The sequence below is a fragment of the Rhodoferax sp. TH121 genome (assembly GCF_002251855.1).
In the GTDB taxonomy this organism is placed as follows: domain Bacteria; phylum Pseudomonadota; class Gammaproteobacteria; order Burkholderiales; family Burkholderiaceae_C; genus Allorhodoferax.
Genome location: NZ_NOXW01000021.1, coordinates 407,132 through 431,826 on the forward strand (window position 1 = coordinate 407,132; position 24,695 = coordinate 431,826).

Here is a 24,695-nt window from a genome sequence, read left to right on the forward strand (position 1 = left end):
ACAAATGGGTGAGTCTTCATGTTGTCCGTGCTTCGCAAACGCCTTGTCAAACCCGCCCTCACTGCCCCCGACCTGTTGGACCGTGACCACAGCCTGTTGGCCTTTAATGAGCGGGTGCTGAACTGGGCCGAGCGTGAGGATGTGCCGCTGCTCGAGCGCTTGCGATATCTGTGTATCGTTTCCTCCAACCTGGACGAGTTCTTTGAAGTGCGCGCCGAGCCCCACCTCTCGGCCAGCCAAGCGAACGACCACAAAGGTCAGTTCACTGTCGAGTCGTTCGAGCGTTTGGCTGACGCCCTGCACACCCTGGTGGCGCGGCAGTATGCCTTGTTCAATGAACAGCTGATGCCCGCTTTTGAACGTGAGGGCCTGCGCATCGTTTCGCATGGTGACCGTAATGCGGCCCAACGCGCCTGGGTTCGCCAGTACTTCGAGCGCGAGGTGCGTCCCTTGCTGATTCCGGTGGGGCTGGACCCGGCCCACCCCTTCCCGCAGGTGGCCAACAAGTCGCTCAACTTCATTGTGCGTCTGGGGGGCAAGGACGCTTTTGGGCGAGAAAATGAAATCGCCATTGTGAAAGTGCCACGGGTGCTCCCGCGCCTGATCCGCATGCCTGACAAGGTGGCTGGCAAGCGAACCCTGTTTGTGTCGCTCTCCAGCATCATTCGCGCGCACCTGGACAGTTTGTTTCCAGGGCGCGTGGTGGGGCAGTTTTCGCAGTTCCGCGTGACCCGCCACTCGGATTTGGCGGTTGACGAAGACGATGTGCAAAACCTGCGCACCGCGCTGCGCCAGGGCCTGGTGCACCGCCACTATGGGCAAGCGGTGCGGCTGGAAGTGTCGGCGGGGTGTTCCGAGCATTTGGCAGATTTTTTGCTCAAGCAATTTGCCCTTCCTGCCAAAGCACTCTACCGCGTACACGGCCCCGTCAATCTGGGGCGTCTCACCCAGCTGATTGATCTGGTAAACCGGCCGGACTTGTGTTTTCCAGCCTACCGTCCGTCGTACCCTGTGCAGCTGCAGCAGGGCCAGTCGCTGTTTGCGCAGCTGCGTCAAGGCGACATCCTGATGCACCAGCCCTTTGAGAGTTTTGACGGGGTGTTGGCCTTTCTGCGCGAAGCTGTGAACGACCCCCAGGTGTTGGCCATCAAGCAGACCATTTACCGAACAGGTGCGGACTCGGCGCTAATGGACCTGCTGCGCGAAGCCGTGCGCCGCGGTAAAGAGGTGACTGTGGTAGTGGAACTTAAGGCACGCTTCGACGAAGAAGCTAACATCAACTGGGCGGAGATGCTGGAGTCGATTGGCGCGCAGGTGGTCTACGGCGTGGTGGGCCTCAAGACCCACGCGAAGATGATGCTGGTCACGCGGCGCGAGGGCAAGGCACTCAAGCGTTACGGCCACCTGTCCACCGGCAATTACAACCCGCGCACCGCCAAGCTGTACACCGACCTGAGCCATCTGACGGCGGACGCCGCCATTACCACCGACATGGAGCATGTGTTTGTGCATCTGGCCAGCCAGAGCAAGCTGCCACGCCTGACCAAGCTGTGGATGGCGCCTTTTCACTTGCACCGCAACCTGGTGGCCAAGATTGATGCGCTGGGCGACGCAGCCGGACGGGGCGAGTCCACCCGCATCGTGGCAAAAATGAACTCGCTGACTGATGAAGCCCTGATCCGTAGCCTGATGCGGGCAGGAGAGCAGGGCGTGCAGGTTGATCTGATTGTGCGTGGCGCCTGCATGCTGCCCGCCCAGGTGCCAGGCCGCACCGCGAACATCCGCGTGCGCTCGGTGATCGGCCGCTTCCTGGAACACTCCCGGGTTTTCTACTTCCGCCAAGGTGAGGTGGAGGATCTGTACTTGTCCAGTGCTGATTGGATGAACCGCAACATGGTGCGCCGCGTGGAGCTGGCCTGGCCCGTGACCGATCCGGCCTTGCGCCAGCGGATTGTGGATGAGTGTCTGGTGGCTTATTTGCACGACGGCGTGGATGCCTGGGATTTGGGTGCCGATGGTCGTTACCTGCGCGTTCCACACACACCGCATGTGGCAGCCCATGGTGCACAGGCCGCACTGATGGCGCGCTATGCACGCAGTGACAAGCACTGAACTGGGGGGGCGACCGCGATGGATTTGATTCTCTGGCGCCATGCGGAGGCGATTGATCTGGATCTTGTGGGCGACGACATGTTGCGCACCTTGACCAGCAAAGGCGACAAGCAGGCTACCCGCATGGCCGCCTGGCTGGACCGGCAGCTGCCAGATGGCGCGCGTATCTGGGCCAGTCCGGCGGCACGCACTGACCAAACGGCGCAAGCGCTGGGCCGCAAGTTTAAAAAGCACGCCGCCCTTGCCCCGCTCGGGAGCGTGGACGACTTACTGAATTTAGTGCAGTGGCCGCATGCCAAGGGCTGCGTTCTGGTGGTAGGTCACCAGCCCACGCTGGGGCAAACCATCTCGCGGCTGCTGGGCCTCAACGAGAGCGAGTGCGCCATCAAAAAAGGCGCAGTGTGGTGGTTGCGCTACCGAGAGCGCGAGGGTGTGGGGCAAACGGTGGTGGTGACCGTGCAATCCCCCGAGTTGCTCTAGGCCCTCACGCTCCGCCGCTGCGCAGGTCGCTGCCCACCGAGGTGGCTAACTTGGTTATCGCCGCTGGCCGACCAGCGATCCAGAGGCCTTGGGGCGGCCCGGCGGCAAATTGCCTTTCCCTGGGCGCTCAAGCCTTCTTGGCCTTGGCGGGGCGGCCGGTCTTGAGGCTGGGTACTGCCAGCAGGGCCTGCTTGAAAGCAGCGTCTGACAAGGCTGCAATGGCTTTCACGCCAGCACGGATCAACTCGGTTTTTTTGACAGGGTTGCCCAGCTTGGCTGCGCGCAACTTGAGTACGTCCAAGACATCGTATTCCGGTTTGGGGATGGTGAAACTGTCGCGCACCATCTTGGGTTTCTTGGCTTTGGGGGCCTTTACGGTTGCGGGCTGGGCTGCAGGTTTGGCGCTGGCTTTGGTCTTGGCGGCGGCCGTACCAGCTTTCTTGGTGACATTGGCTGCTGCCTTTTTGGCAGCTGGGGCCTTGGGCGTGGCTGCTGCGACGGTCTTGCTGGATTTGGCAGCTGGTTTGGCAGCCGTGGTGCGTGCAGGCTTTTTGCTGGTCGCGGTTTTGGCGGGTGCGGAATGTGCGGTGGCGACGACGGGTGTCGCTGGTTTTTCAGTCGATGTCATATGGAAAATCCTTGTGATAAGTGAAACTGTATATACGGTTTATACCGTTTAATTTTATGCAGAAATTTCGTCCGCAAACACTGTCATCACTTTGTCACCAAGGCTTCATAAACTCGCCTGCCCAAGTGTTCTGGAGATCCTGCCATGCAAGCACAACCTTTGCGATTGGTGACGCGCCAAGCACCTCGGGCTACGGTGCCGGGGCCCTTGCAGCAGGTGTTGCAGAGCAGCAGCCTGTACCCCGTGTTTCAGCCAATTGTGAATTTGGCGGATGCTTCCATTCATGCACACGAAGCCCTGATTCGCGGGCCTGCTGGTACACCTTTGCACACTCCGGATTGTCTGCTGCGTGCAGCGGCGCAGGAGGATCTGCGCTATGAATTTGAGAATGCTTGTGTGGCGTCTACCTTGCGACACTGGGGGTACCTGCGCAGCGGTGGTCGCCTGTTTGTCAACATCAGTGCCAATGCTCTGGTGCGCGTGTTCAACTTGCGCGGACGCGAGGGCTTGCTACGCTGGATCTTGGAGTTGCGTGTCATGCCACGCACCTTGGTGCTGGAGATCACCGAGCACGAGCGCGTGGACAGCATGGACCGCCTTGCCGAAGTGGTGCAGGAGATTCGCTCCGCGGGAGTTTCGCTGGCATTGGATGACTTTGGCGATGGCCACTCCAGCTTGCGCCTGTGGTCCCAACTCAAGCCCGAGATCGTCAAGATCGACAAGTACTTCACGCGCAATATCAGCGCCCATGGCGACAAGCTCAAGACCATCCAGGCTTTGCAGCAGATAGCCACCATCTTTGGCAGTTCACTGGTGGCGGAGGGCATAGAAACCGCCGAGGATCTGCGCGTGCTGCGTGACCTGGGTATTGAATATGGGCAGGGCTACTTTCTGGGTCACCCGGATCGCAAGCCACTCAAGTACTTGGGTGTGGATCCACAGCGGGTGCTGGGTGAGCGCCAGGTCGCAGTGTTCCCGGAGCTCGGGCGCATGTCGCAGGGCGGGCATTTGCGCAGTCTCTCGTTGCTGCGTGCGCCCACAGTGACGCCAGACACACCCAATGATGCCCTCGCCGAGATTTTTCTGGACCATCCCACTTTGCATGCGGTGGCGATGCTTGAGGGAGAGTGCCCGGTTGGGATCATCAACCGGGCACTGTTCATGAACGAGTACAGCAAACTCTACTATCGCGAGGTGTGGGGCCGCAAACCCTGTGGCATGCATGCCAACCTGGAGCCGCGCCTGATTGAGCGGGAGCACAGCGTCGATGAGCTGGTGGGTATCCTGACCTCGCAAGACCAGCGTTACTTGAACGACGGCTTTATTGCCACCGAGAACGGGCGCTACGTGGGACTGGGTACAGGTGACCAACTGGTGCGTTCAGTGACGGAAACCCGTATTGAGGCGGCCCGCCACGCGAATCCTCTGACCTTCTTGCCTGGCAACATCCCTATCAGCCAGCACATGGAGCGACTGCTCAAGAAGCAGGTGCGATTTGTGGCGTGTTATGCAGACCTGAACAACTTCAAGCCCTTCAATGATTACTACGGCTATTGGCGTGGCGATGAAATGATCCGGCTATTGGCGCGCGTCGCCATGGAACAGTGCGACTCGCAGCGCGATTTTCTGGGGCATGTGGGGGGTGACGACTTCATCATCCTGTTTCAGAGCCCCGACTGGAAGGAGCGTTGTCAGCGCTTGGTGACCGAGTTTGCCGAGCGCGCTCTGGCCATGTTTGACGATGAGACCCGTGCGCGCGGGGGCATTGAAGCTGAGGACCGCCACGGAGTTCTGCGCTTTTTCCCATGTACCACGTTGTCTATTGGTGCAGCAGTGATTGATGGCAGCCAGTTTTCGCGGGCGGAGGATGTGGCCAATCTGGCGGCCATGGCCAAACATGCAGCCAAACAGGCAGGGGTGGGGTTGTGGGAGCGTGAGGCCCATATGTCGTGATGGGCAGCGCTTGGGCTTAAATGAACAATGTTTGGCTCGCTACCCGTTGCACACATTCGCTCAAACGAGTCAGCTCAGGCAGAGGCAGCTTGGCGACCTGCCAGTACAGCGGGATATCCAGCCTTCGCTCGGGCAGCAGCTCCACCAAGCGACCGGTTTCCAGTTGGTTCTTGACTAGCAAGGTGGGATTCATGCCCCACCCCACACCCGCCAGTGAGGCGTCCACAAATCCTTGGGACGAGGGCAGGCGGTGGGCCGGCAGGGGAACGTCTTTGCGTACTGCGCGACGGACCCACTGCTCTTGCAGGCGGTCGTTGCGGTCAAACACCAGGCTGGGAGCCCGGGCCAGGCTCTCCGCATTCACGCCTTCGGAAAACCAGCGCTGCACAAACGCTGGCGAGGCAGTGGCGCAATAGCGCAGGGCCCCGAGCTTGCGACTTCGGCAGCCTTGTACCGGCTTGCCCAAAGAGCAGACCGCGGCCAGCACCTGGCCGCGCCGCAGCCATTCGCTGGTCTTGTCCTGGTCGTCCAGCACCACGTCCAGTAGTGTGTTGCCGCCTTCGCAAAAGAGTTGCAGGGCGCGCACAAACCAGGTCGCCATGCTGTCTGCGTTGATGGCGATGCGGATCGTCGCGGATGGGGTGCCTTCGCTTCGTAGCGCTGGCATCTCTCGGTGCAACTCGCTCTCTAGCAGCGCCACGGTATCGGCGTGGCGGCACAGCCGGGCGCCAGCCTCCGTGGGCATGCAGGGCTGGCCGCGGACGACCAGTACGGTGCCCACGCGCTCTTCGGCCAGGCGGATGCGTTGGGACACCGCGGATGGTGTGATGTGGAGGGTACGTGCAGCACGCTCGAAGCTTCCTTCGCGTACAACGGCAGCCACAGTAGCCAGCAATGCAGTCTCGAGCATAGGTATGCGTTATTTAGTTTTGCTGTTTCTACATTAGCAGCTTTCACTAGCAAATGCACGCTCGGAGGTGGATACTTTCCCAATGTTTTCTTCTTTCAGTTCCTCTGTTTTCCTGACGGGCCTCACGCTCAGTTTGTCTCTCATCATGGCCATTGGAGCGCAAAACATGCATGTGTTGCGTCAGGGACTTCGACGTGAACATGTGGCCGCTGTGGTGGCTGTGTGTGCTCTTCTGGACGTCGCCTTGATGGCAGTGGGCGTCAGCGGCCTGGCGGCCTCTTTGGTGCAGTACCCGCAGGTACTGGATGCCTTGGGGTTGCTCGGGGCATTGGTATTGGTTGTTTACGGTGCGCAAGCTTTGCGTCGTGCGGTGCGACCTGGAACCCTGCAGGCTAACGCTGGTGGCGGCGCAGTACCAGTGGGGCGCATGGTGGCGCAGACCTTGTCCCTGAGCTTGCTCAACCCCCATGTCTACCTGGACACGGTGGTGCTGGTGGGGGCAGTGGGAGCACAGCAGCCCTTGGGAACGCAAGGGGCCTTTTTGCTGGGTGCAGGGGGCGGGAGCGTGTTGTGGTTTGTGGTGCTGGGCTTTGGTGCACGCATGCTCAGGCCCCTGTTTGCCAAGCCCATGGCATGGCGTCTGCTGGACCTCCTGGTGGCGGGCATGATGTGGAGCATTGCCGCCGGCTTGGTGGCGCGCAGCCTGCACCTGTGAAATTCAGCCGCCGGCCATGAGTTTGTGGACCAGGTCGGCCGTGGTCGACGCCTTGTACTTGCGCATCAGCCGGGCGCGGTAGATCTCCACGGTGCGATGGCTGATCTCCAGCGTTTTGCCGATGTGTTTGGAGGTCAAGCCCTGCATGAGATGGGCAGCGACCTCGCGTTCACGCGGTGTCAGCTCGGCCTTCACGGGGCGGCGTGCGCTCAGGTCTTCAAAGCTCCAAATGCCGGCTTCGTGCGGCGCCTCGCGGTTGAGCGCACGCCCGGTCACATGGCACCAGAATGTTTCGCCCTTGAAGCGGCCGTCCAGACGTTTCATGATGCGGTCATCGGCATAGGTGCCACTGCGGTTGAGGATGGGGCTGATGCGTGCCCCGGTGCGCTCGTACTCGTCTGCGCTGGGGTAGAGCACTTGGAAGGACTGGCCAATGAGCTGGCTCCGATCGGCACCGAACATTTCACACAGGCGCTGGTTGCAGTCCACGATGGCGCGGTTGCGTGAGAGCGCCAGGCCGACAGGGGCCATGTCGAACGCCAGGCGGTAGTCAATGTCCATAGGGTTGGGCTTTACGAAGAACTACGTAGGGTCATACGTAGTATCGTAGCGGCTATCGCTTCTTTTTATGGAGACCCTGCTGTGAACAAAATTTACCCCAGTGCAGCCAAGGCACTTGAAGGCATAGTGAAGGACGGCCAATTGCTGGCTGTGGGCGGCTTTGGCTTGTGCGGAATTCCTGAGGCGCTGATCGAGGCGCTCAAAGACAGTGGTGTTAAGAATCTGACCGCCATTTCCAATAACGCAGGGGTGGATGGTTTTGGTTTGGGCAAGCTGCTGGAGACACGTCAGATAAAGAAGATGATTTCGAGCTATGTGGGCGAGAACAAGGAGTTCGAACGCCAGTACCTGGCGGGTGAGTTGGAGCTGGAGTTCACGCCCCAAGGCACCTTGGCTGAGAAGCTGCGTGCTGGCGGTGCCGGCATCCCTGCTTTCTTCACCAAGACCGGTGTGGGCACCATCGTGGCCGAAGGCAAAGAGTTGCGCGAGTTTGATGGCGAGACCTATGTGATGGAACGGGCCCTGGTGCCAGACGTGGCGCTGGTCAAGGCGCACCGGGCTGACAAGTCTGGCAATCTGCAGTTCCGCTTTACGGCGCGCAACTTCAATCCTGCCGCAGCGATGGCCGGCAAGATCTGCGTGGTGGAGGTGGAAGAAATCGTGGAAACCGGGGCGATGGCGCCAGACGAGGTGCACCTGCCCGGCATTTACGTGCACCGCATTGTGCTGAACGCAAGGCCTGAAAAACGCATCGAAAAACGCACCATCACCGAGAAAGCAGGAGTCTGATCATGAGCTGGAGTCAAGATCAAATGGCCGCACGCGCGGCGCAAGAGCTGGAAGACGGCTTTTATGTGAACCTGGGCATTGGTATTCCCACCTTGGTGGCCAACCATGTGCCGGCCGACAAGGAGGTGTGGCTGCAGTCCGAGAACGGCATGCTGGGTATCGGCCCTTTTCCCACCGAGGACGAGGTGGATGCCGATCTGATCAATGCCGGCAAGCAGACCGTGACCACCATCAAGGGCAGCAGCATTTTTGGCAGCCACGAGAGTTTTGCCATGATCCGCGGCGGCAAGATCAACCTGTCCATCCTGGGCGCCATGCAAGTGAGTGAGAAGGGTGATTTGGCCAACTGGATGATTCCCGGCAAGATGGTCAAAGGCATGGGCGGGGCCATGGACCTGGTGGCCGGCGTCAAGCGCGTGATCGTACTCATGGAGCATGTCGCCAAGAAAAAGGACGGCACCACCGATCTGAAAATCCTGCCCCAGTGCACCCTGCCGCTTACCGGCGTGGGCGTGGTGGACCGCATCATCACCGATCTGGCGGTGATGGACGTGACACCCGAGGGCCTGAAGGTGGTAGAGCTGGCGCCGGGCGTCAGCCGTGAGGAATTGCAAGAGAAAACAGGGGTTCCCCTGCTCTGAAGCGGCGTAGTCCCGGGGTAAGATACTTTTGCCAAATTTCTAACCCCGGGGAAAACATGTCCAGAGCGCTCAAATTCCTGATGTTCATCTACTTCGTGGTGTTCCTCACCACGGGGACCTTCATGGTTCTGATCGTCAATGCGGATGAGGGCTCGCAGCCTTGGGTCACTCTTCTGGTTCGTAACCATGCCATCGTGTACGCATGGCATCTGGTGTGCTGGATGGTGTTGGGCATGTTCACCAACTACTACTGGGATCTGTTCAACATGGGCAAGGGCATCGAGTCCATGCAGGTCTTGCGCATCGTGTTGCCACTGCTGGTTTCCCCCTTTGTCTTCATGCCGACCTACAACCTCTGGCTGGCCTCCAGCTCGCAAAGTTATATGTTGTTTGCCGTGATTGCTATCCAAAGCGGCTTTTTCTGGCAGGCTCTGTTGGCCAAAGTGGCTCCCTTGGACAAGCCGGCCAACATTCCCTGGTCGGTGAACAACGGTGCCAGCCGTGGCAGCCGTGCAGCAGCAACGCCCAATGGGCCTGAGCTAAGCTGAACGGCTTGTGTTTCAACAGAAAACGGGGCCTTGGCCCCGTTTCTTTTTGCTATCAATTTAGTAGCTTTCCGCGCAGTATCTACAAGGGCTAGGTGTCTATTTGGCGCAAATTTCGCTTATTTCAGGATGTCGCCCAGGCAGAGGTATTTCACCTCCACATAGTCGTCCATGCCGAAGTGCGAGCCTTCGCGGCCCAGGCCGGACTGTTTGACGCCACCGAAAGGCACGTGTTCTGTGGCCAAAATGCCCACGTTCACACCCACCATGCCGTACTCCAAGGCCTCGCCCACGCGGTAGATGCGGCCGATGTCGCGGCTATAGAAGTAGCTGGCTAGGCCGAATTCGGTGGCGTTGGCGGCGTCAATGGCTTCCTGTTCGGTGCTGAACTTAAACACTGGGGCAAAGGGGCCAAAGGTTTCTTCGCGGGCGCAGAGCATGTTGGCGGTGGCACCGGACACCACGGTGGGCTCAAAGAACTGGCCTTGCAGCGCGTTACCGCCGGTTTCCACCTTGCCGCCCTTGGCCACGGCGTCCGCCACGTGGCGCTTCACCTTCTCCACGGCGGCATCTTCAATCAACGGGCCTTGCACCACGCCGTCTTCAAAGCCATTGCCCACCTTCATGGCTTTCACTTTGGCACTGAACTTGGCGACGAACTGGTCGTACACGCCGGCCTGTACATAGAAGCGGTTGGCGCACACGCAGGTCTGGCCGGCGTTGCGGTACTTGCTGGCGATGGCACCTTCCACGGCGGAGTCCACATCGGCATCGTCGAACACGATGAAGGGCGCATTACCACCCAACTCCAGGGAGAGTTTTTTGACGGTGGGAGCGCTTTGCGCCATCAGGATACGGCCGACTTCGGTGGAGCCGGTAAAGCTCAGGTGGCGCACCACATCGCTCGCGCAAATGACCTTGCCCACGGCAATCGACTGCTCGCTGTCTGCGGTGATCATGTTGAGCACACCGGCTGGAATGCCGGCGCGAATGGCCAACTCGGCGGCAGCCAGGGCGGTCAGGGGCGTCAGCTCAGCGGGCTTGATGATGACCGGGCAACCTGCGGCCAGCGCAGGCGCCACCTTGCGGGTGATCATGGCCAGCGGGAAGTTCCACGGCGTGATGGCTGCGCACACGCCGATGGGCTGCTTGATGACCATCAGGCGGCGGTTGTTGTCGAACTGGGGCAGTGTCTCGCCGTTGACGCGCTTGGCTTCTTCGGCGAACCATTCCACAAAGCTCGCGCCATAGGCAATCTCGCCCTTGGCTTCGGCAAAGGGTTTGCCCTGCTCGGCAGTCATGATGCGGGCCAGGTCTTCCTGGTTGGCCATCAGCAGATCAAACCACTTGCGCAGGATGATGCTGCGTTCTTTGGCGGTCTTGCTTTTCCAGGCGGGCCAGGCGGCGTTGGCGGCGGCAATAGCGGCTTCGGTCTCTTTGGGGCCGAGGTTGGCCACGTCGGCCAAGTGCTGGCCATTGGACGGATCAATTACCGCGAAGCGTGACGTGCCGGCTATCCACTGGCCGTTCACCAGGGCATCGGTCTTGAGGAGGGTCGGGTCTTTGAGCTGGGCAAGGGGGCTGGTCATGGGGCTCTCGGTGGTCAAAGCAATAGACAAAAGGGCAGAAGAGCTATGTTACTTCCGCCTCTGGTTTCAGGCCTGCAGCGCAGTCGCCAAGGCGGCTTCCAGCATGTCCAAGCCTTCGTCCACGATGGCGTCGCTGGCGGTTAGCGGTACCAGAATGCGAACCACATTGCCATAGGTGCCACAGGACAGAAGGATCAGCCCCTGCTTGGTGGCCTCGGCACAGAGGCGTTTGGTCAGATCCGCATCGGGTTGGTGCGCATCGCCGTTCTTGCACAGCTCCAGCGCGACCATGGCGCCAAGGCCGCGCACGTCGGCGATCACGGAGTGCTTGGCGGCCAGCGTCTGCAGGCGTCGGGTGAGGCGTTGTCCCAGGGCCTGGCTGCGCTGCAGCAGCTTTTCTTTCTCAAAAATCTCCAGTACCGCCAGCGCGGCCGCACAGCCGAGCGGGCTACCCGCGTAGGTGCCACCCAGGCCGCCGGGTGCCGGCGCGTCCATGACCTCGGCGCGGCCCACGACTGCAGAGATGGGAAAGCCCCCCGCCATCGACTTGGCCATGGTGATCAGGTCTGGCGCCACGCCGCTTTGTTCGATCGCAAACCAGGTGCCGGTGCGGCCCGCGCCGGTCTGGATCTCGTCGGCGATCAACAGGATGCCGTGCTGGTCGCACAGCGCGCGCAGGCGCTGCAGAAAGTCAAACGGCGCCACGTTGAATCCGCCTTCGCCCTGCACCGGCTCCACGATGATGGCTGCCACCCGGTTGGCTTCGATGTCGTTCTTGAAGATTGTCTCAACCGAGGCCAGCGCATCGTCCACGCTCACGCCATGCAGGGCATTGGGGAACTGGGCATGGAAGATCTCGCCGGGGAAGGGGCCAAAACCCACTTTGTAGGGCACCACCTTGCCAGTCAAGCCCAGTGTCATCATGGTGCGGCCGTGGTAACCGCTGGTGAAGGCGATGACGCCAGAGCGTTTGGTGTGGGCACGGGCGATCTTGATGGCGTTTTCCACCGCCTCGGCGCCGGAACTCAAGAAGAAGGTTTTCTTGTCAAAGTTGCCGGGTGCCAACGCATTGATGCGCTCGGCCAGCTCCACATAGGGCTCGTAGGCCAGCACCTGGAAGCAGGTATGGGTGTAGTGGTCCAGCTGGTCTTTGACTGCGGCAATGATCTCCGGGTGGCGGTGCCCGGTGTTGAGTACCGCAATGCCGCCGGCAAAGTCGATGTAGCGGCGGCCCTCTACGTCCCAGACCTCGGCGTTCTCGCCCTTGGTGATGAAGACTTCGTGGCTTTGGCCCACACCGCGGGGAATGGCCGCGCGGCGGCGGGCCATGAGGGCGGCGTTGGTGGCTTGGGTGGTATTGCTCATAAAAACGTGCTCACAAAAAAGGGGTGAATCAGGCGTTGTGTTTCACCATGATATGGCGTGCGCAGCTGTAGTCTTCCAGTGCGTAGACCGACATGTCTTTGCCGTAGCCCGAATGCTTCATGCCGCCGTGCGGCATTTCCGATACCAGCATGAAATGGGTGTTGACCCAGGTGCAGCCGTACTGCAAGCGTGATGCGATGTTCATGGCGCGGCCCACATCGCGGGTCCACACCGAGCTAGAGAGGCCATAGTCCGAATCATTGGCCCAGGCCACGGCCTGTTCGGCGTCCTTCACGCGGGTGATGGACACCACCGGGCCAAACACCTCGCTGCGCACAATCTCGTCGTCCTGGAGCGCGCCGGCTACCACCGTGGGCTTGTAGAAAAAGCCCTTGTTGCCCAGGGTGCTTCCTCCAGCGGTGATTTCCACATGCGGAAGTTGGGCCGCACGGTCCACAAAGCTGGCCACGCGATCACGCTGGCGCGCCGAGATCAGTGGGCCCATCTCCACACCGGGCTCCTGCTGGGTGCCGGTCTTGATGGTGGAGACCGCGCTGCTGAGGTCGGCCACCAGCTTCTCGTAGATGCCTTCGGTGGCATAGACGCGGCAGGCGGCGGTGCAGTCTTGGCCTGCGTTGTAGTAGCCAAAAGTGCGCAGACCGTCCACCACTTGCCCCAAGTCGGCATCATCCAGCACGATGACCGGGGCCTTGCCGCCCAGCTCCAGGTGGGTGCGCTTGATGCCGCGTGCAGCCGACTCCATGATCTTGCTGCCCGTGGATACATCGCCGGTCAGCGAGGCCATGCGGATGCGTGGGTCGCGGATCAGAGGTGCGCCCACGGTGTCACCACGGCCACAAACAATGTTGACAACGCCCGGCGGCAACAGGTCGGCCAGCAGCTCGCCCATGCGCAGGGTGGTCAGTGGGGTGTTTTCTGATGGTTTGAGCACCACCGTGTTGCCCATGGCGATGGCCGGTCCCAATTTCCAGGCCGCCATCATGAGCGGGTAGTTCCAGGGGGCGATGGAGGCCACCACGCCCAGCGGGTCGCGCCGGATCATGCTGGTGTGGCCGGGCAGGTATTCGCCAGCCAGTGCGCCCGACATGTTGCGGATGGCCCCGGCAAAAAAGCGGTAAACGTCAGCAATCGCAGGGATCTCGTCGTTGCGCGCCGCAGCCAGAGGCTTGCCGCAATTCAGCGACTCCAACATGGCGAATTCATCGCCATTCGCTTCAATGGCATCGGCAATCTTGAGCAAGTAGGCGCCCCGGTCGCGCGGGGTCAGCGCAGCCCAGGCTGGAAAGGCGGCGTGGGCGGCATCCACAGCCAGGCGCAACTGTTCGGCACTGGCTTCCCGCACTTCGCACAGAAGCTCGCCGGTGGATGGGTTCAGAACGGCTTCGGCACGGCCTTCGCCAGTGACGCGCTGGCCATTGATCAGGAGTTGGGTGGGGAAACGGGTTGCAGCCATGGAGTGCTCCAAAAGGGTGGGGGAGAAAGAGAGGGCAGTTAGCGGGTATTGGGGCTGGCATCACCATCGCGGGTGAGGCGCCAAGCCAGAAGGATCAGGGGCATGGTGATGACCATGATGGCCAGCGCCACCACGTTGGTGATGGCGGATTCGCGTGGCCGGCCCAGCTGGCCCATGAGCCAGATGGGCAGGGTTTTGTCGGCGCCTGCGGTGAAAGTGGTGACGATGAGTTCGTCCACCGACAAGGCAAACGCCAAGATGCCACCGGCCAGCAGCGCCGTGCCCAGCTGCGGCAGGATGATGTAGCGCAGCGTGGTGAGTGTGTCCGCGCCCAGGTCCATGGACGCCTCCCACAGGCGGTTGGGCAGACGGCGCAGGCGCGCCACCACGTTGTTGTGCACGATGACCACGCAGAAGGTGGCGTGGCCCACCACAATGGTCCAGAAGCCCGGGTTGACCTCCAGCATCTTGAAGGCGGCCAGCAACGCTATGCCGGTCACGATGCCAGGCAGCGCAATGGGCATGATGAGCATGGTGGTGAAGGCGTCCTTGCCAAAAAAGCGGTCGCGGTTGAGGGCTGCGGCCGTCAACGTGCCCAGCACCATGGCGATCACCGTGGCCATGGCCGCTACCGACAGGGACAGGTAAATCGCTTCGTGGATGTCTGTGCGTTCCAGCGTGCGGGCGAACCAGCGCAGCGTGAGCCCCTCCATGGGGAAGCTGTAGTTGCTGTCCGCATTGTTGAAGGCGTACAGCGCGATGAACAGCAAAGGCAGGTGCAGAAAAGCCAAGCCTGCATAGGCGGCCAGGCGCAGCCAACGTTTAGAGTGCATTGAAGGCTCCCAGTCTGCGTGCGATCGAGAGGTAAATGGTGATCAGCACAATCGGGACGCAGGTGAAGGCCGCGGCCATGGGGATGTTGCCAATCGTGCCCTGCATGGTGTAGACCATGCTGCCTATGTACAGTCCCGAGGGCCCCACCAACTGGGGAATGATGTAGTCGCCCAGCGTGAGTGAAAAGGTGAAGATGGAGCCAGCCACCACGCCCGGAAAGGCCAACGGCCACAGCACGTTGCGGAAGGTCTGCCAAGGGCGAGCGCCCAGGTCCCCGGAGGCCAGCAGCAGGTTGGCGGGTACCCGCTCGATGGCGGCCTGGATGGGTAGGACCATGAAGGGCAGCCAGATGTAGGTGAACACCAGGAAACGCCCAATGTTGGAGGTGGCCAGGGTGTCGCCACCAATCACCGGAATGGCCAGCACACTTTGCAGGACGGTTTGTAATCCCAGTGCGTTCACTATCCAGTAAATCACGCCGCCCTGGGCCAGCAGCACGGTCCACGCGTAGGCCTTGACGATGTAGCTCGCCCACATGGGAAGCATGACGCCTACATAAAAAAAGCCTTTCTCGGCCGGGCTGGCATGGTGCGCCATGTAATAGGCCATGGGAAAGCCAATCAGCACCGTACCCAACGTGACGGCGATGGCCATGCCCAGCGTGCGTAGCACGATGTCCAGGTTGGCGGGTACCAGCAAGTTGGCAAAGTTGTCAGTGGTGAACTCGGTCACGACGGACATGCTCATGTCGTCAAACACAAACAGGCTCTGGCTCAGCAATGTGAGCAGCGAGCCCACGTAAACCACGCCAAACCAGAGCAAGGGCGGTGTGAGGATAAGCAGCAGCGTGAGGGTGCGCCGCTGGTAAAACAAGTTGGAGAGGGTGCGCATGGCAGGGATCTCAGGCGTCCAGCATCACCATGTGCTGCTGCGACCAGCTCAGCGCCACACGTTGGCCTGGCTGGGTGTGGGCAGCCAGGGCCGAGGCGGCCTCGTTCTCGGCCTGCTGGGCGGTGATAACCTGCCCACCGACTTGGACTTCCAGGCGCTGGCTGGCACCCAGGAACTGGATGGCCAACACTTCGCCGTCCACTTGCCAGCGGCCCGGCACTGGGGCTGTGCCCATCGGGTGGATGGAGATGTTTTCCTGGCGCACGGCGAAGGCCTGCGCGGCGCCGGTGATGGTCTGTGCCAGCGGCGTATCAATCACGTTGGCGCTGCCCACGAAGTCGGCCACAAAACGCGTGCGGGGCTGGTGGTAAAGCTCTCGCGGGCTGGCGATTTGCTCGATCTTGCCCCGGTTGAAGACCGCAATGCGGTCGGACATGGACAGGGCCTCGCCCTGGTCGTGTGTGACATAGACAAAGGTAATGCCCAGCTTGCGGTGCAAGACCTTGAGCTCCACCTGCATCTGTTCGCGCAGCTTCATGTCCAGCGCGCCCAGGGGTTCATCGAGCAGCAGGATGCGGGGGCGGTTGACCAGGGCACGGGCCAATGCCACGCGCTGGCGCTGGCCGCCGGACAGTTGGGCCGGTGTGCGCTGCGCATGGTCGGGTAGGGCGACCATGGCCAGGGCTTCGCGGGCCCGGGCCTGGCGTTCGGCCAACGGCACCTTGCGCACCATCAGCCCGTAGGCCACGTTGTCCAGCACATTCATGTGCGGAAACAACGCGTAGTCCTGGAAGACGGTGTTGACGTCGCGCTCATAAGGCGGTGTGCCAGCAGCCTCCTGGCCCATCAGGGTCAGGCTGCCACTGCTCGGTTGTTCAAAGCCTGCCATCAGGCGCAGGGAGGTCGTCTTGCCGGAGCCTGATGGCCCCAGCATGGAGAAGAACTCACCCTCCTGGACGGTAAAGCTGACGCCGTCCAGCGCCTTGACCTCACCGTAATGCCGGGAGATGTCCTTGAACTCGATTGCAACTGGCATACACACCTTATGTTGAAGACAATTTCTCTGCCGTCGTCTGGGGGCTGGTTTCAGCGCCGGGCCGCCCCAAGCTGAAACGCACCCCCTTGGGGGGGGGCAGCGACCCGCGCAGCGGCGGAGCGTGGGGGCTCTATTTAGCGGCCACCCATGATGGCGATGTAGTCCATCGCCCATTTTGCGTACGGGACGCACGTGCCTTGGGTGGTGCACTTGGCCTGTGGGGTCTTCCAGAACTTGATCTTGTTCAGGTCGTCAAAGCCGTTGACTTTGCAGAAGTCGCTGCCACCGGGGGCTTTGGCCTTGCAGGCAGCGGGCGTGACCGGCACGGTTCCAAACCATTCGGCCAAGGGGGCCTGCAGTTTGTCGCTGAGCTGGTGCTCCATCCACTGGTAAGCGCAGTTCACATTTTTGGCATTCACGTGCAGCATGGTGGTGTCGGCCCAGCCGGTTGCCCCTTCCTTGGGGACCACAGACGCAATGGGTTTCTTTTCGCCCTTGAGCGAGTTCACCATGAAGCCCCAGGAGCCTGACGCGACGACACCTTCATTCTTGAAGTCGTTCATTTGCACGGTGGCGTCGTGCCAGTAGCGATGGGTCAGCTTTTTCTGGGCGCGCAGCAGTTCCAGTACGGCGGCATATTGTTTTTCGTTGAGTTCGTAGGGGTCCTTGATGCCGAGTTCGGGCTTCTTGGCCATCAGGTACAGCGCGGCATCGGCCATATAGATGGCGCCGTCATAGGCCTGCACACGGCCCTTGTTGGACTTGCCGTCGGGCAGGTTTTGCTCTTCAAACACCACGGCCCATGAATCGGGGGCTTTCTTGAAGACGTCGGTGTTGTACATCAATACGTTGGGGCCGGACTGGTAGGGCACGCCGTAGTGTTTCCCGTCGATCGTGTGCCAGGGCGCGTTTTGCAGGCGACTGTCGATGGTTTTGTAGCTGGGCACCAGACCAATGTTGACTTCCTGCACCAGCTTGGAGGCAATCAGCCGTCCGCTGGCATCTCCGGAGGCGGTGACCAGGTCGTAACCTCCGGCTTTCATCAGCGAAACCATTTCGTCGGAGGTGGCTGCGGTCTTCACGTTGACCTTGCAACCCGAGGACTTTTCGAAGCTGGTGGTCCAGTCGTACTCCTTGACGGTTTCCCCGCGCTCGATGTAGCCGGCCCAGGCAATGATATTGAGCTGTCCCTCCCCCTTGCCAAGGGCCTTGGGGGGAGCTGCGAGGCTGGCGGTGGCAGTGGCCACGGCCAGCAAACCGGTAAGAAGTGCGCGGGTTGGGGACATGTAGAACTCCTGACGTTGGATGTTGGGGCGCGCAAGTGCGGGCCTGAAAGGCATCTTAGGTTTTGCCCCGGACTTGAACCATATCGCCTAAGCAATACAATCCATCGGTAAAACAGAAACCTCGCACCAAACTACGTTTATTTAATGGTTAACCCTAGGCTCTAAAGCGGTGCATCTGCGGGTTTACCCTCTAAATGGGCCAAAAAGGTGCCTGAAATGAAGAAATAGCGAAATGAGTACGTCATTCAAGAGCATTCGGTATTTCATTGCAGTAGCCGAATCGGGCTCCATTTCAGCCGCCATCCAGGAGTTGGGGGTCTCCCAGTCGGTGGTTTCGGCTGCCATCGCCCAGATCGAGGCGGACTTGGGAACCTTGCTGTTCGAGCGGCGGGCGCGCGGCATGTCGCTCACCCATGCGGGCCACCAGTTTCTGCGCCACGCCCACCAGATTGAGGTGGCCATGCGCAATGCGCGCGATGCCTTGGCCTCACGCCCCCATACCGTCACCGGCAGCCTCAACATCGGAGTGACCAGCCTCATGGTGGGCTACTACCTGCCGTTCCTGCTGGACCGGTTTCGCCGTGTGTTTCCGCGCATCCAGGTGCAGATCACCGAAGACCGGCGCGATTACCTCGAGCATTTGTTGGTCAGCGGCGAACTGGATGTCGCGCTCATTGTGGTATCGCAGTTGCAGAACTACCGCGCATTGGAAACCGAGACCATTTTGCGGTCCGGCTGGCGGGTATGGTGCCCCGTGAACCACCGGCTGGCTGGGGAAGAGCGGATTCAGGCTGCTGAGCTGGCCCAGCAGTCGCTGATCCTGCTGCAGGTGGACGAACTGGGGGACGCCACCACCGCACTGTGGAATGCCGGTGGGTCTGACCCTAATGTGCTGATTCGCACCTCGTCCGTCGAGGCTGTGCGCAGCTTGGTGGCCACCGGCGCTGGCTGTTCGGTGCTGCCCGACATGCTGTACCGCCCCTGGTCACTGGAAGGCGATCGCATCGAGGCCCGCCCCTTGGTACAGCCCTTGCCACCGCTGGATGTGGGGCTGGCATGGCGCAAGGGGGCAATGTTGCCGGAGTCCTTGAGTAATTTCTTGACGGCGGTGCGACCTACGCTGGACGGACATTTGCCAGCGACAGGGGGGCATTTGCGGTAACTCGTTTTCTTGGGGCTGCCCTGTTTTTTAAACGTCCAGCACCCCTTAAAAATTCAGAGCAATCCACGCTTCGCCAAGTTGCGCATTAGGTGTGAAGCCCCAAAGGTCCAAGGTGGGCAATGGTCCGTATGCTGCATGCGGTTGCGCAGCGTGCCCAGCTTGGCACTGGTGATGGTTACCAGATCGCCCAGCTTGTGGGTGAAGCCACTGCCAGGCGCATCGCGGTCTTGCACCGGTGCGAACAACGTGCCCAGGAACAACATGGCGCCGTCCGGGTACTGGTGGTGCGGCCCCATCAGTTGGCTCGCCAAGGCCAGCGGGTCGCGGCTGATACGTGCCATGGACGAATACCCGTCCATCACAAAACCATCCTCACCCTCTACGCGCAGGTTCAGCTCAGCCTGGCGCACATCGTCGATGCTGAAGCTCGCGTCGAACAGGCGAATAAAAGGGCCAATGGCTGCTGATGCGTTGTTGTCCTTGGCCTTGCCAAGCAAAAGGGCCGAGCGGCCTTCCACATCCCGCAGGTTCACGTCATTGCCCAGCGTGGCACCCACGACCTGGCCGCGTGAATTGATGGCCAACACCACTTCAGGTTCGGGGTTGTTCCAGTGGGACGCCGGGTGCAGGCCCGCATCGGCACCGCAGCCAACGGCTGCCAGCACGGGGGCTTTGGTGAATATTTCAGCATCCGGGCCAATGCCCACCTCCAGGTACTGGCTCCACACGCCTTGTGCAATCAGTACTTGTTTCAGTGCCATGGCCTGTTCAGAGCCAGGCGTGAGTTTGGAGAGGTCGTCGCCGATCAGCGCCTGAATTTCAGTGCGGATGGCAGCAGCCGCAGCCGGGTTGCCACGCGCTTTTTCTTCAATCACACGCTCGAGCATGGAGGTGGCAAAGGTCACGCCTGCCGCTTTGATGGATTGCAGGTCGCAGGGTGCCAGCAGCCAAGGCTGAGTGGGCTGCTGCTTCGCGGCATTGCTATTGGCCAACAAGGCCTGTACGCTGCAGATGGGTTCTCCGTTTGCCGTACGCAGGGCCGCAGCGGGGTCCGGTGATTCGCACAGATCGCGTACCGTGGGGTAGCTGGTACTGATGTCCACCACCATGCCATCACGTACCGCCACCACGCTGGGACCTTGCACATCAGGGCGCCAGATGCGGCCTACCAGCGCACCGTGGGTGCCGTCAATCGGAAGGGTGTTGTCGGGGGTGAGTTGCATAGTGGGTTTATCCGGTGACATAGCCCATGGTCTGGGGCAGCCAGAGCACGATTTGGGGGAAGCAGGTGATGGCCAGCAGCAAACACAGCAGCATGACCAGGAAGGGCCAGCCTTCCTTCAACATCTCGCCAATCGGAATGCCGGTGAGCGCCTTGGTCACAAACAGCAGCATGCCGAAAGGTGGGTGGATCAGGCCAATCATCATGTTGAGCACCACCAGCACGCCAAAGTGCACCAGATCCACACCCAGCAGCTTCGCGGCGGGCAACAGCATGGGAACAAAGACCAGCAACAGCACCGACACATCCAGGAAGCAGCCTAGTACCAGGAACATGACATTCACCAGCAGAAGAAACTGGATCTTGGTGAGGTCCATGCTGTCCACCCACATCGCCATGCTTTGCGGCACACCTTCGGCGGTGAATGCGTAATTGAGCATGAAGGAGCCGGCGAGAATGATGGTGATGACTGCGCTGCCACGGGTGGACTCCAGCACCACACCCCAGAAGCTGCGCCAGGTGAGCGCCCGGAAGAAAACCGTCGACAGGATCAAAGCGTGCAAAGCTGCAACGGCGGCTGCTTCAGTGGGGGTGAATGCGCCCGAGTAAATGCCACCGAGCAAAACGATGGGCATGGACAGAGGCAGGGCCCCGCGGAAGATCAGGCCCGCCCACTCCGAGCGAGGCACGGGTTCGTCGCGCGGCATATTGCGTTTGACGGCAATGATGTGCACGACAAACATCATCAGTCCGGCCATCAACAGGCCCGGCACCACGCCACCCAGAAACAGTGCACCCACCGACGCTCCAGACACCAATGCATAAATCACCATGGGTATGCTGGGTGGGATGATGGGGCCCAGCGTAGCGCTGGCAACCACTACGGCACCCGCAAAGCCACGCGTGTATTCGGGCTTCTTCAGCATTTGCCGGATCGTCACCAGACCGGGGCCTGCTGCGTCTGCAATCGCGCTGCCACTCATGCCGGAGAAGATCACGCTCACCAGAATATCCACCTGTGCCAAGCCGCCGCGCATGCGGCCCACCAGAATCCGGCAGAAGTCAAATATACGTTCACTCACGGTGCCAGCGTTCATGATGTTGGCGGCAAACACAAACAGTGGCACGGCCAGCAGCACATAACTGTTGTAGAGGCCATTGCCCACCTGCTCCGCCACCAATCCCAAATCCTGGCCCTTGACCAGGAGATAGGCCACGCCAGACGCCAGCATCGAAAAACCGATCGGCAAGCGCAGCAGCAAGCCCGCCGCCATCACGGCAACGAGAGTCCAGATTCCAGAAGTCATAGTCGTAGTTCCGCTTCCAGGCCTATGCCACGCACGGCGTTCCAGATGGCCCAGGCACTGCGAATGACCAGAGCGATCAAGAGCAGTACAAACGGCAAGAAAATCCACATAAATGGCAGGCCCAGTACGGGCGAGCCTTCGCGAGCCATGAAGCGCACGTAATCCCAACTGGCGGGAATAGCGACCAGTGCCAGCCCTCCCAGCATCAGGTTGCCCACAATGCGCATGACCAGGCGGGTGCGGGTATTCACACTGTTCCACACCAAGTCAAACATCACGTGTTCGCGCTCCGGTACCACCGCAGCAGCGGCCCACAAAATTACCCATACGTACAGAATCACTGCCGCTTCATCGGTCCAGGGCAGCGGCTTGTGGAAGCCAAAGCGCGCCACGATCTGGATGATGAAGACAACGAACAGGATCAGAAAAAGGCCGCCGCCCAAAAGGTTGGCGGCCTGTTGCAGTCGACGCAGCATGCTGGGAGCGTCTTACTTCGTCGCGTTGATGCGGTCCAACAGACCCTTGGGCCAGACCTTGGCGTACTCCGAGTTCTGGTAGGCCGTCTGCACTGTGCTGCGGAAGGCGTTCACATCGGGGGTGATGACCTGCAGGCCTTCTTTCTTGAAGAATTCCACCAGCTGGCCTTCTTCCTTGATGCGGTTTTCGTTGTTGTAGGCAGCAGCGGCTTGTGCAGCTGCAGTCACTTTCTGCTTTTGCGCTGCGGTGAGTGCGTTGAAGCTCTTGTTGGAGATGGCAATAAAAATGCCGTCCACCAAATGGCTGGTCAGCACCAGTTGTTTGGTCACTTCGTAGAACTTGGCGGCGCGCACCGAAGGCAACGGGTTGTCCTGGCCATCGATGGTGCCGGTTTTCAGGCCCATGTAGACCTCGCCGAAAGCCAGTGGAGTGGCTGTGGCACCCAGGGCTTCGCCCAAAAACAGCCACTCTTTGGAGCCAGGCATGCGCAGCTTCACGCCTTTGAGGTCCGCCGGTGTCTTGACGGGCTTGGCTTCGCGCATATTGACCTGGCGGGTGCCCAGATAGACGGTTGCCAGCGGTGTGACATCCATTTTTTCGGACACCAGCTTGAAGAGCTCGGCACCGATGGGGCCGTTGAAGATCTTCTGTTGCTGGTCAGGGTCGCGCACCACGTAGCCGGCTGTGAAGATGGAGAACTCGGGCACCAGCTTGGCGATGTCAAACGCCGAGATGCTGGAGAGTTCCAGGTTGCCACGTGCCATGGCTGCGGGCTCGGTGCCCTGTTTGAACAGGGTGGCGTTCAAGTTGATCTGGACATCGAATTCGCCGGGCGCTGTTTTTTCCAGTTGCTCCTTGAACACTGTCCACATCTTGGCGTGCCAGTCGTCCGGCACGGCGGGGGTGGAAATGCGCAATACCGTTTTGGTTTGCGCCATGGCGGGCAGGGCACTGGCGCCCAGGGCGGCAGCGGCACCCAGGAGGGCGCGGCGGTTCAGGTGGGAAGTGGTCATGGTTGTGTCTCCTTTAGTTATTGCAATATCAACTCACAGGTGGCTCAAAGCGCTACCGATGGCACGATAACCGCTGCGCACGGTTTCCAGCTCGGTGTTATCCAAGGGGCTCAGTGGCGCGCGCATGGTCAACCATGCATCATCGCCGGTCTGTTCTGCCAGCATGGCCTTGTACACACCCACAAAGGGCATGCCGGGCTTGATGGAGAGCAGCTTGAGCAAGTCCAAAATCAGTTGTGCATCGGCGGGGGCCACTGTATCCGGTGCGCCCATCACGCGCTTCATCAGACGTGGGGCAATATTGGCCAGCCCGTTGATGGAGCCGGAGCCGCCTTCACACATCACGGGTGCCACATCGGGCTCTGCACCGACCAGAATGGCCAGTTGCGGAAAGGCACGTGCCAGAGCCAAGGAGTGCGCGCGGTCACCACTGCTGTCTTTCACGCCCACCACCTGGCCGGGGTGTCGGCGCACCAGCTCGGCAATGGCAGCGTGGGAGAAGCCAAAGGTGCTCATTGCGGGGAAATGGTAGAGCAAGAGTTTGAGGCCATCGTCCCCAATGCCACGCACCACCTGCGACACGGCTTCAATGATGCCCGCGTCGCGCGGTTGGTTAAAGAAGAAGGGTGGCATCAACATTTGGCGGTGTACGCCTAGGCGGCTGGCGTGCTGGCCCAGGTCGATCGCTTCACCCAGCGCCAGCGCGGTGGTCGTGACGATGATCTGGTCGGCGCGGATGCCCGCACCCAGCATGGATTCAAGCAGGCCCTTGCGCTCCGCCATTGTGAAAGCCGGGCCTTCGCCCGTGGTGCCAAACAGGGTGACGCCATCGCAGCCCGCGGCCAGCATGCGTCGGGCATGGGCAATGGCGCGTGGGGTGTCTAGTGCGCCTTGGGCGGTCAGGGGCAAAAGCAGGGCAGGCCAGAGGCCGTGGATGTCGGGGTTCAAACGTTTCTCCTGGTGGTGTGGGGGGTGTTCCATTCGTTGAGCACTTGCTCCAGCGGTGCATTCATCACGCGGCTGCGGGCACTGCTGATGTGATCTTCGAGCAGCTCCACAGCCAGTGCGGCGTTGCGCTGGCGCAGGGCTTCAATAAAACGCAGGTGCTCCTGCATCGCCGGGATCAGGCGGCTGGGCGTGATTACGCTGTGCTCCAGCTTGATCAGGCGCACGCGCAGGCTGTTGACGCGGTACTGCTCGGAAATGATGTCGTTGCCCAGCGCATCGACCATGCGGTCGTGCAAGCCCCAGTCCACGGCCTGGGCATCGTCCAGTAGCGCGGCGTCGTTCACGGCATCGGTGGCTTCGGCGCGCTGCAGGATGTCGCGGTGGCTGGTCTCGATGGCGGACAGCTCTGTGTCGCTGGCGCCGCGCACAAAGTTCAGCACCGCCTCGCGCTCGATCATCGAGCGCACCTGGAATGCATTGCGGATCAGTTTGAGGTCCACATGCGCCACCTGCAGGCCGCGTTGGGGCACGGTTTTCACCAGCCCTGCCGCTTCCAGGCGCGGAATCATCTCGCGCACAGCGCCCAGTGGCATGTCCAGCAAAGCCATCAGCTCGCGCTGCGAGATGAATTGCCCAGCTCGGATGCCGCCAGTAAAGATCTGCTGCGTGAAACCTTGGTAAGCCCGCGCGCGCTGGCTGGTGGTGTCGTCGGGGGCATTGGCTACAGCCTGTATCATGACTGACATGTTAGTTAAAT

Annotated in this window: 24 protein-coding genes; 8 read left to right on the forward strand and 16 right to left on the reverse strand. The window is 60.9% G+C overall.

Features of this window, described 5'->3' with window-relative positions; all coding sequences use genetic code 11:
• The first annotated feature begins 18 nt into the window (after positions 1–18).
• Both ppk1 and CHU94_RS11955 read left to right on the forward strand, forming a co-directional pair.
• Entirely contained in the window at positions 19–2,112 is a 2,094-nt protein-coding gene (gene ppk1, locus CHU94_RS11950; RefSeq protein WP_094480116.1) for a polyphosphate kinase 1, read from the forward strand.
• An 18-nt stretch (positions 2,113–2,130) separates the two neighbouring features.
• A complete protein-coding gene (locus CHU94_RS11955; RefSeq protein ID WP_094480119.1) occupies positions 2,131–2,592 on the forward strand; it encodes a histidine phosphatase family protein in 462 nt (153 codons plus the stop codon).
• A gap of 127 nt (positions 2,593–2,719) precedes the next feature.
• On the opposite strand, the gene CHU94_RS11960 is transcribed toward CHU94_RS11955, so the two are convergent.
• Complete coding sequence (locus CHU94_RS11960) at positions 2,720–3,220, reverse strand: hypothetical protein (RefSeq protein ID WP_094480121.1); 501 nt, start codon at positions 3,218–3,220, stop codon at positions 2,720–2,722.
• A 144-nt stretch (positions 3,221–3,364) separates the two neighbouring features.
• Here CHU94_RS11960 and CHU94_RS11965 point away from each other — a divergent pair, with 144 nt between their 5' ends.
• Positions 3,365–5,173, forward strand: a complete 1,809-nt coding sequence (locus CHU94_RS11965) for a phosphodiesterase (RefSeq protein ID WP_094480123.1) — start codon at positions 3,365–3,367, stop codon at positions 5,171–5,173.
• Positions 5,174–5,189: 16 nt separating this feature from the next.
• Here the strand turns inward: CHU94_RS11965 and CHU94_RS11970 are convergent, their stop codons facing one another.
• Complete coding sequence (locus CHU94_RS11970; protein WP_094480125.1) at positions 5,190–6,083, reverse strand: LysR family transcriptional regulator ArgP; 894 nt, start codon at positions 6,081–6,083, stop codon at positions 5,190–5,192.
• An 82-nt stretch (positions 6,084–6,165) separates the two neighbouring features.
• On the opposite strand from CHU94_RS11970, the gene CHU94_RS11975 reads away from it, so the two are divergent.
• On the forward strand, positions 6,166–6,798 hold the full coding sequence (locus CHU94_RS11975) for a LysE/ArgO family amino acid transporter (RefSeq protein WP_094480127.1): 633 nt from the start codon (positions 6,166–6,168) through the stop codon (positions 6,796–6,798).
• A 3-nt stretch (positions 6,799–6,801) separates the two neighbouring features.
• Here the strand turns inward: CHU94_RS11975 and CHU94_RS11980 are convergent, their stop codons facing one another.
• Positions 6,802–7,359 (reverse strand): PAS and helix-turn-helix domain-containing protein, encoded by a 558-nt coding sequence (locus tag CHU94_RS11980; RefSeq protein WP_094480129.1) that lies wholly within the window; start codon positions 7,357–7,359, stop codon positions 6,802–6,804.
• Positions 7,360–7,440: 81 nt separating this feature from the next.
• On the opposite strand from CHU94_RS11980, the gene CHU94_RS11985 reads away from it, so the two are divergent.
• Genes CHU94_RS11985 through CHU94_RS11995 form a run of 3 tightly spaced genes read left to right on the forward strand, consistent with a single transcriptional unit; the run spans position 7,441 to position 9,337 of the window.
• Positions 7,441–8,148, forward strand: a complete 708-nt coding sequence (locus CHU94_RS11985) for a CoA transferase subunit A (protein WP_094480131.1) — start codon at positions 7,441–7,443, stop codon at positions 8,146–8,148.
• 2 nt (positions 8,149–8,150) lie between these two features.
• Positions 8,151–8,789 carry a CoA transferase subunit B gene (locus CHU94_RS11990; protein ID WP_094480133.1) on the forward strand — a complete coding sequence of 213 codons (639 nt, stop codon included), beginning with the start codon at positions 8,151–8,153 and terminating at the stop codon, positions 8,787–8,789.
• Between the two features lie 56 nt (positions 8,790–8,845).
• Positions 8,846–9,337: a hypothetical protein gene (locus CHU94_RS11995; RefSeq protein ID WP_094480135.1), complete on the forward strand. Its 492-nt coding sequence runs from the start codon at positions 8,846–8,848 to the stop codon at positions 9,335–9,337.
• Between the two features lie 116 nt (positions 9,338–9,453).
• Here the strand turns inward: CHU94_RS11995 and CHU94_RS12000 are convergent, their stop codons facing one another.
• The 7 genes from CHU94_RS12000 to CHU94_RS12030 form a co-directional block, all read right to left on the reverse strand.
• Positions 9,454–10,923 (reverse strand): NAD-dependent succinate-semialdehyde dehydrogenase, encoded by a 1,470-nt coding sequence (locus CHU94_RS12000; RefSeq protein WP_094480137.1) that lies wholly within the window; start codon positions 10,921–10,923, stop codon positions 9,454–9,456.
• Positions 10,924–10,989: 66 nt separating this feature from the next.
• The gene (gene gabT, locus CHU94_RS12005; RefSeq protein ID WP_094480139.1) at positions 10,990–12,288 is read right to left on the reverse strand and encodes a 4-aminobutyrate--2-oxoglutarate transaminase; all 1,299 of its coding nucleotides are present in this window, start codon (positions 12,286–12,288) and stop codon (positions 10,990–10,992) included.
• A 28-nt stretch (positions 12,289–12,316) separates the two neighbouring features.
• On the reverse strand, positions 12,317–13,762 hold the full coding sequence (locus tag CHU94_RS12010; protein WP_094480141.1) for a gamma-aminobutyraldehyde dehydrogenase: 1,446 nt from the start codon (positions 13,760–13,762) through the stop codon (positions 12,317–12,319).
• A 38-nt stretch (positions 13,763–13,800) separates the two neighbouring features.
• Positions 13,801–14,595 carry an ABC transporter permease gene (locus tag CHU94_RS12015; protein WP_094480143.1) on the reverse strand — a complete coding sequence of 265 codons (795 nt, stop codon included), beginning with the start codon at positions 14,593–14,595 and terminating at the stop codon, positions 13,801–13,803.
• Entirely contained in the window at positions 14,585–15,487 is a 903-nt protein-coding gene (locus CHU94_RS12020; protein ID WP_094480145.1) for an ABC transporter permease, read from the reverse strand. The genes CHU94_RS12015 and CHU94_RS12020 overlap by 11 nt, the downstream gene beginning before the upstream one ends.
• Before the next feature lie 10 nt (positions 15,488–15,497).
• Entirely contained in the window at positions 15,498–16,523 is a 1,026-nt protein-coding gene (locus CHU94_RS12025; RefSeq protein WP_094480147.1) for an ABC transporter ATP-binding protein, read from the reverse strand.
• 134 nt (positions 16,524–16,657) lie between these two features.
• Positions 16,658–17,809, reverse strand: a complete 1,152-nt coding sequence (locus CHU94_RS12030; RefSeq protein ID WP_094480149.1) for an ABC transporter substrate-binding protein — start codon at positions 17,807–17,809, stop codon at positions 16,658–16,660.
• Positions 17,810–18,041: 232 nt separating this feature from the next.
• Here CHU94_RS12030 and CHU94_RS12035 point away from each other — a divergent pair, with 232 nt between their 5' ends.
• Entirely contained in the window at positions 18,042–18,971 is a 930-nt protein-coding gene (locus tag CHU94_RS12035) for a LysR family transcriptional regulator (RefSeq protein WP_094480151.1), read from the forward strand.
• A gap of 53 nt (positions 18,972–19,024) precedes the next feature.
• On the opposite strand, the gene CHU94_RS12040 is transcribed toward CHU94_RS12035, so the two are convergent.
• From CHU94_RS12040 to CHU94_RS12065, 6 genes are read right to left on the reverse strand one after another with little or no spacing between them, the layout of a single operon-like run.
• Positions 19,025–20,194, reverse strand: coding sequence for a fumarylacetoacetate hydrolase family protein (locus CHU94_RS12040; RefSeq protein WP_094480153.1), 1,170 nt, complete (start codon positions 20,192–20,194; stop codon positions 19,025–19,027).
• Between the two features lie 7 nt (positions 20,195–20,201).
• Positions 20,202–21,500 (reverse strand): TRAP transporter large permease, encoded by a 1,299-nt coding sequence (locus tag CHU94_RS12045; RefSeq protein ID WP_094480155.1) that lies wholly within the window; start codon positions 21,498–21,500, stop codon positions 20,202–20,204.
• Positions 21,497–21,976, reverse strand: coding sequence for a TRAP transporter small permease (locus tag CHU94_RS12050; RefSeq protein WP_094480157.1), 480 nt, complete (start codon positions 21,974–21,976; stop codon positions 21,497–21,499). Before CHU94_RS12050 ends, CHU94_RS12045 begins: the two co-directional genes overlap by 4 nt.
• A gap of 12 nt (positions 21,977–21,988) precedes the next feature.
• Entirely contained in the window at positions 21,989–22,990 is a 1,002-nt protein-coding gene (locus tag CHU94_RS12055; RefSeq protein ID WP_094480159.1) for a sialic acid TRAP transporter substrate-binding protein SiaP, read from the reverse strand.
• Between the two features lie 33 nt (positions 22,991–23,023).
• Positions 23,024–23,971, reverse strand: a complete 948-nt coding sequence (locus CHU94_RS12060; protein ID WP_094480161.1) for a dihydrodipicolinate synthase family protein — start codon at positions 23,969–23,971, stop codon at positions 23,024–23,026.
• Positions 23,935–24,684 carry a GntR family transcriptional regulator gene (locus CHU94_RS12065; protein WP_255033932.1) on the reverse strand — a complete coding sequence of 250 codons (750 nt, stop codon included), beginning with the start codon at positions 24,682–24,684 and terminating at the stop codon, positions 23,935–23,937. Before CHU94_RS12065 ends, CHU94_RS12060 begins: the two co-directional genes overlap by 37 nt.
• Positions 24,685–24,695 lie beyond the last annotated feature (11 nt).

Coding starts and splice junctions, on each gene's coding strand:
- CHU94_RS12035 (WP_094480151.1), top strand. CDS start 18,042: ATGAGTACGTCATTCAAGAGCATTCGGTATTTCATTGCAGTAGCCGAA.
- CHU94_RS12050 (WP_094480157.1), bottom strand. CDS start 21,976: ATGCTGCGTCGACTGCAACAGGCCGCCAACCTTTTGGGCGGCGGCCTT.
- CHU94_RS12055 (WP_094480159.1), bottom strand. CDS start 22,990: ATGACCACTTCCCACCTGAACCGCCGCGCCCTCCTGGGTGCCGCTGCC.
- CHU94_RS11965 (WP_094480123.1), top strand. CDS start 3,365: ATGCAAGCACAACCTTTGCGATTGGTGACGCGCCAAGCACCTCGGGCT.
- CHU94_RS12065 (WP_255033932.1), bottom strand. CDS start 24,684: ATGTCAGTCATGATACAGGCTGTAGCCAATGCCCCCGACGACACCACC.
- CHU94_RS12040 (WP_094480153.1), bottom strand. CDS start 20,194: ATGCAACTCACCCCCGACAACACCCTTCCGATTGACGGCACCCACGGT.
- CHU94_RS12045 (WP_094480155.1), bottom strand. CDS start 21,500: ATGACTTCTGGAATCTGGACTCTCGTTGCCGTGATGGCGGCGGGCTTG.
- CHU94_RS11970 (WP_094480125.1), bottom strand. CDS start 6,083: ATGCTCGAGACTGCATTGCTGGCTACTGTGGCTGCCGTTGTACGCGAA.
- CHU94_RS12010 (WP_094480141.1), bottom strand. CDS start 13,762: ATGGCTGCAACCCGTTTCCCCACCCAACTCCTGATCAATGGCCAGCGC.
- gabT (WP_094480139.1), bottom strand. CDS start 12,288: ATGAGCAATACCACCCAAGCCACCAACGCCGCCCTCATGGCCCGCCGC.
- CHU94_RS11990 (WP_094480133.1), top strand. CDS start 8,151: ATGAGCTGGAGTCAAGATCAAATGGCCGCACGCGCGGCGCAAGAGCTG.
- CHU94_RS11955 (WP_094480119.1), top strand. CDS start 2,131: ATGGATTTGATTCTCTGGCGCCATGCGGAGGCGATTGATCTGGATCTT.
- CHU94_RS12025 (WP_094480147.1), bottom strand. CDS start 16,523: ATGCCAGTTGCAATCGAGTTCAAGGACATCTCCCGGCATTACGGTGAG.
- CHU94_RS12015 (WP_094480143.1), bottom strand. CDS start 14,595: ATGCACTCTAAACGTTGGCTGCGCCTGGCCGCCTATGCAGGCTTGGCT.
- CHU94_RS12000 (WP_094480137.1), bottom strand. CDS start 10,923: ATGACCAGCCCCCTTGCCCAGCTCAAAGACCCGACCCTCCTCAAGACC.
- ppk1 (WP_094480116.1), top strand. CDS start 19: ATGTTGTCCGTGCTTCGCAAACGCCTTGTCAAACCCGCCCTCACTGCC.
- CHU94_RS12030 (WP_094480149.1), bottom strand. CDS start 17,809: ATGTCCCCAACCCGCGCACTTCTTACCGGTTTGCTGGCCGTGGCCACT.
- CHU94_RS12020 (WP_094480145.1), bottom strand. CDS start 15,487: ATGCGCACCCTCTCCAACTTGTTTTACCAGCGGCGCACCCTCACGCTG.
- CHU94_RS11975 (WP_094480127.1), top strand. CDS start 6,166: ATGTTTTCTTCTTTCAGTTCCTCTGTTTTCCTGACGGGCCTCACGCTC.
- CHU94_RS11980 (WP_094480129.1), bottom strand. CDS start 7,359: ATGGACATTGACTACCGCCTGGCGTTCGACATGGCCCCTGTCGGCCTG.
- CHU94_RS11960 (WP_094480121.1), bottom strand. CDS start 3,220: ATGACATCGACTGAAAAACCAGCGACACCCGTCGTCGCCACCGCACAT.
- CHU94_RS11995 (WP_094480135.1), top strand. CDS start 8,846: ATGTCCAGAGCGCTCAAATTCCTGATGTTCATCTACTTCGTGGTGTTC.
- CHU94_RS12060 (WP_094480161.1), bottom strand. CDS start 23,971: ATGGAACACCCCCCACACCACCAGGAGAAACGTTTGAACCCCGACATC.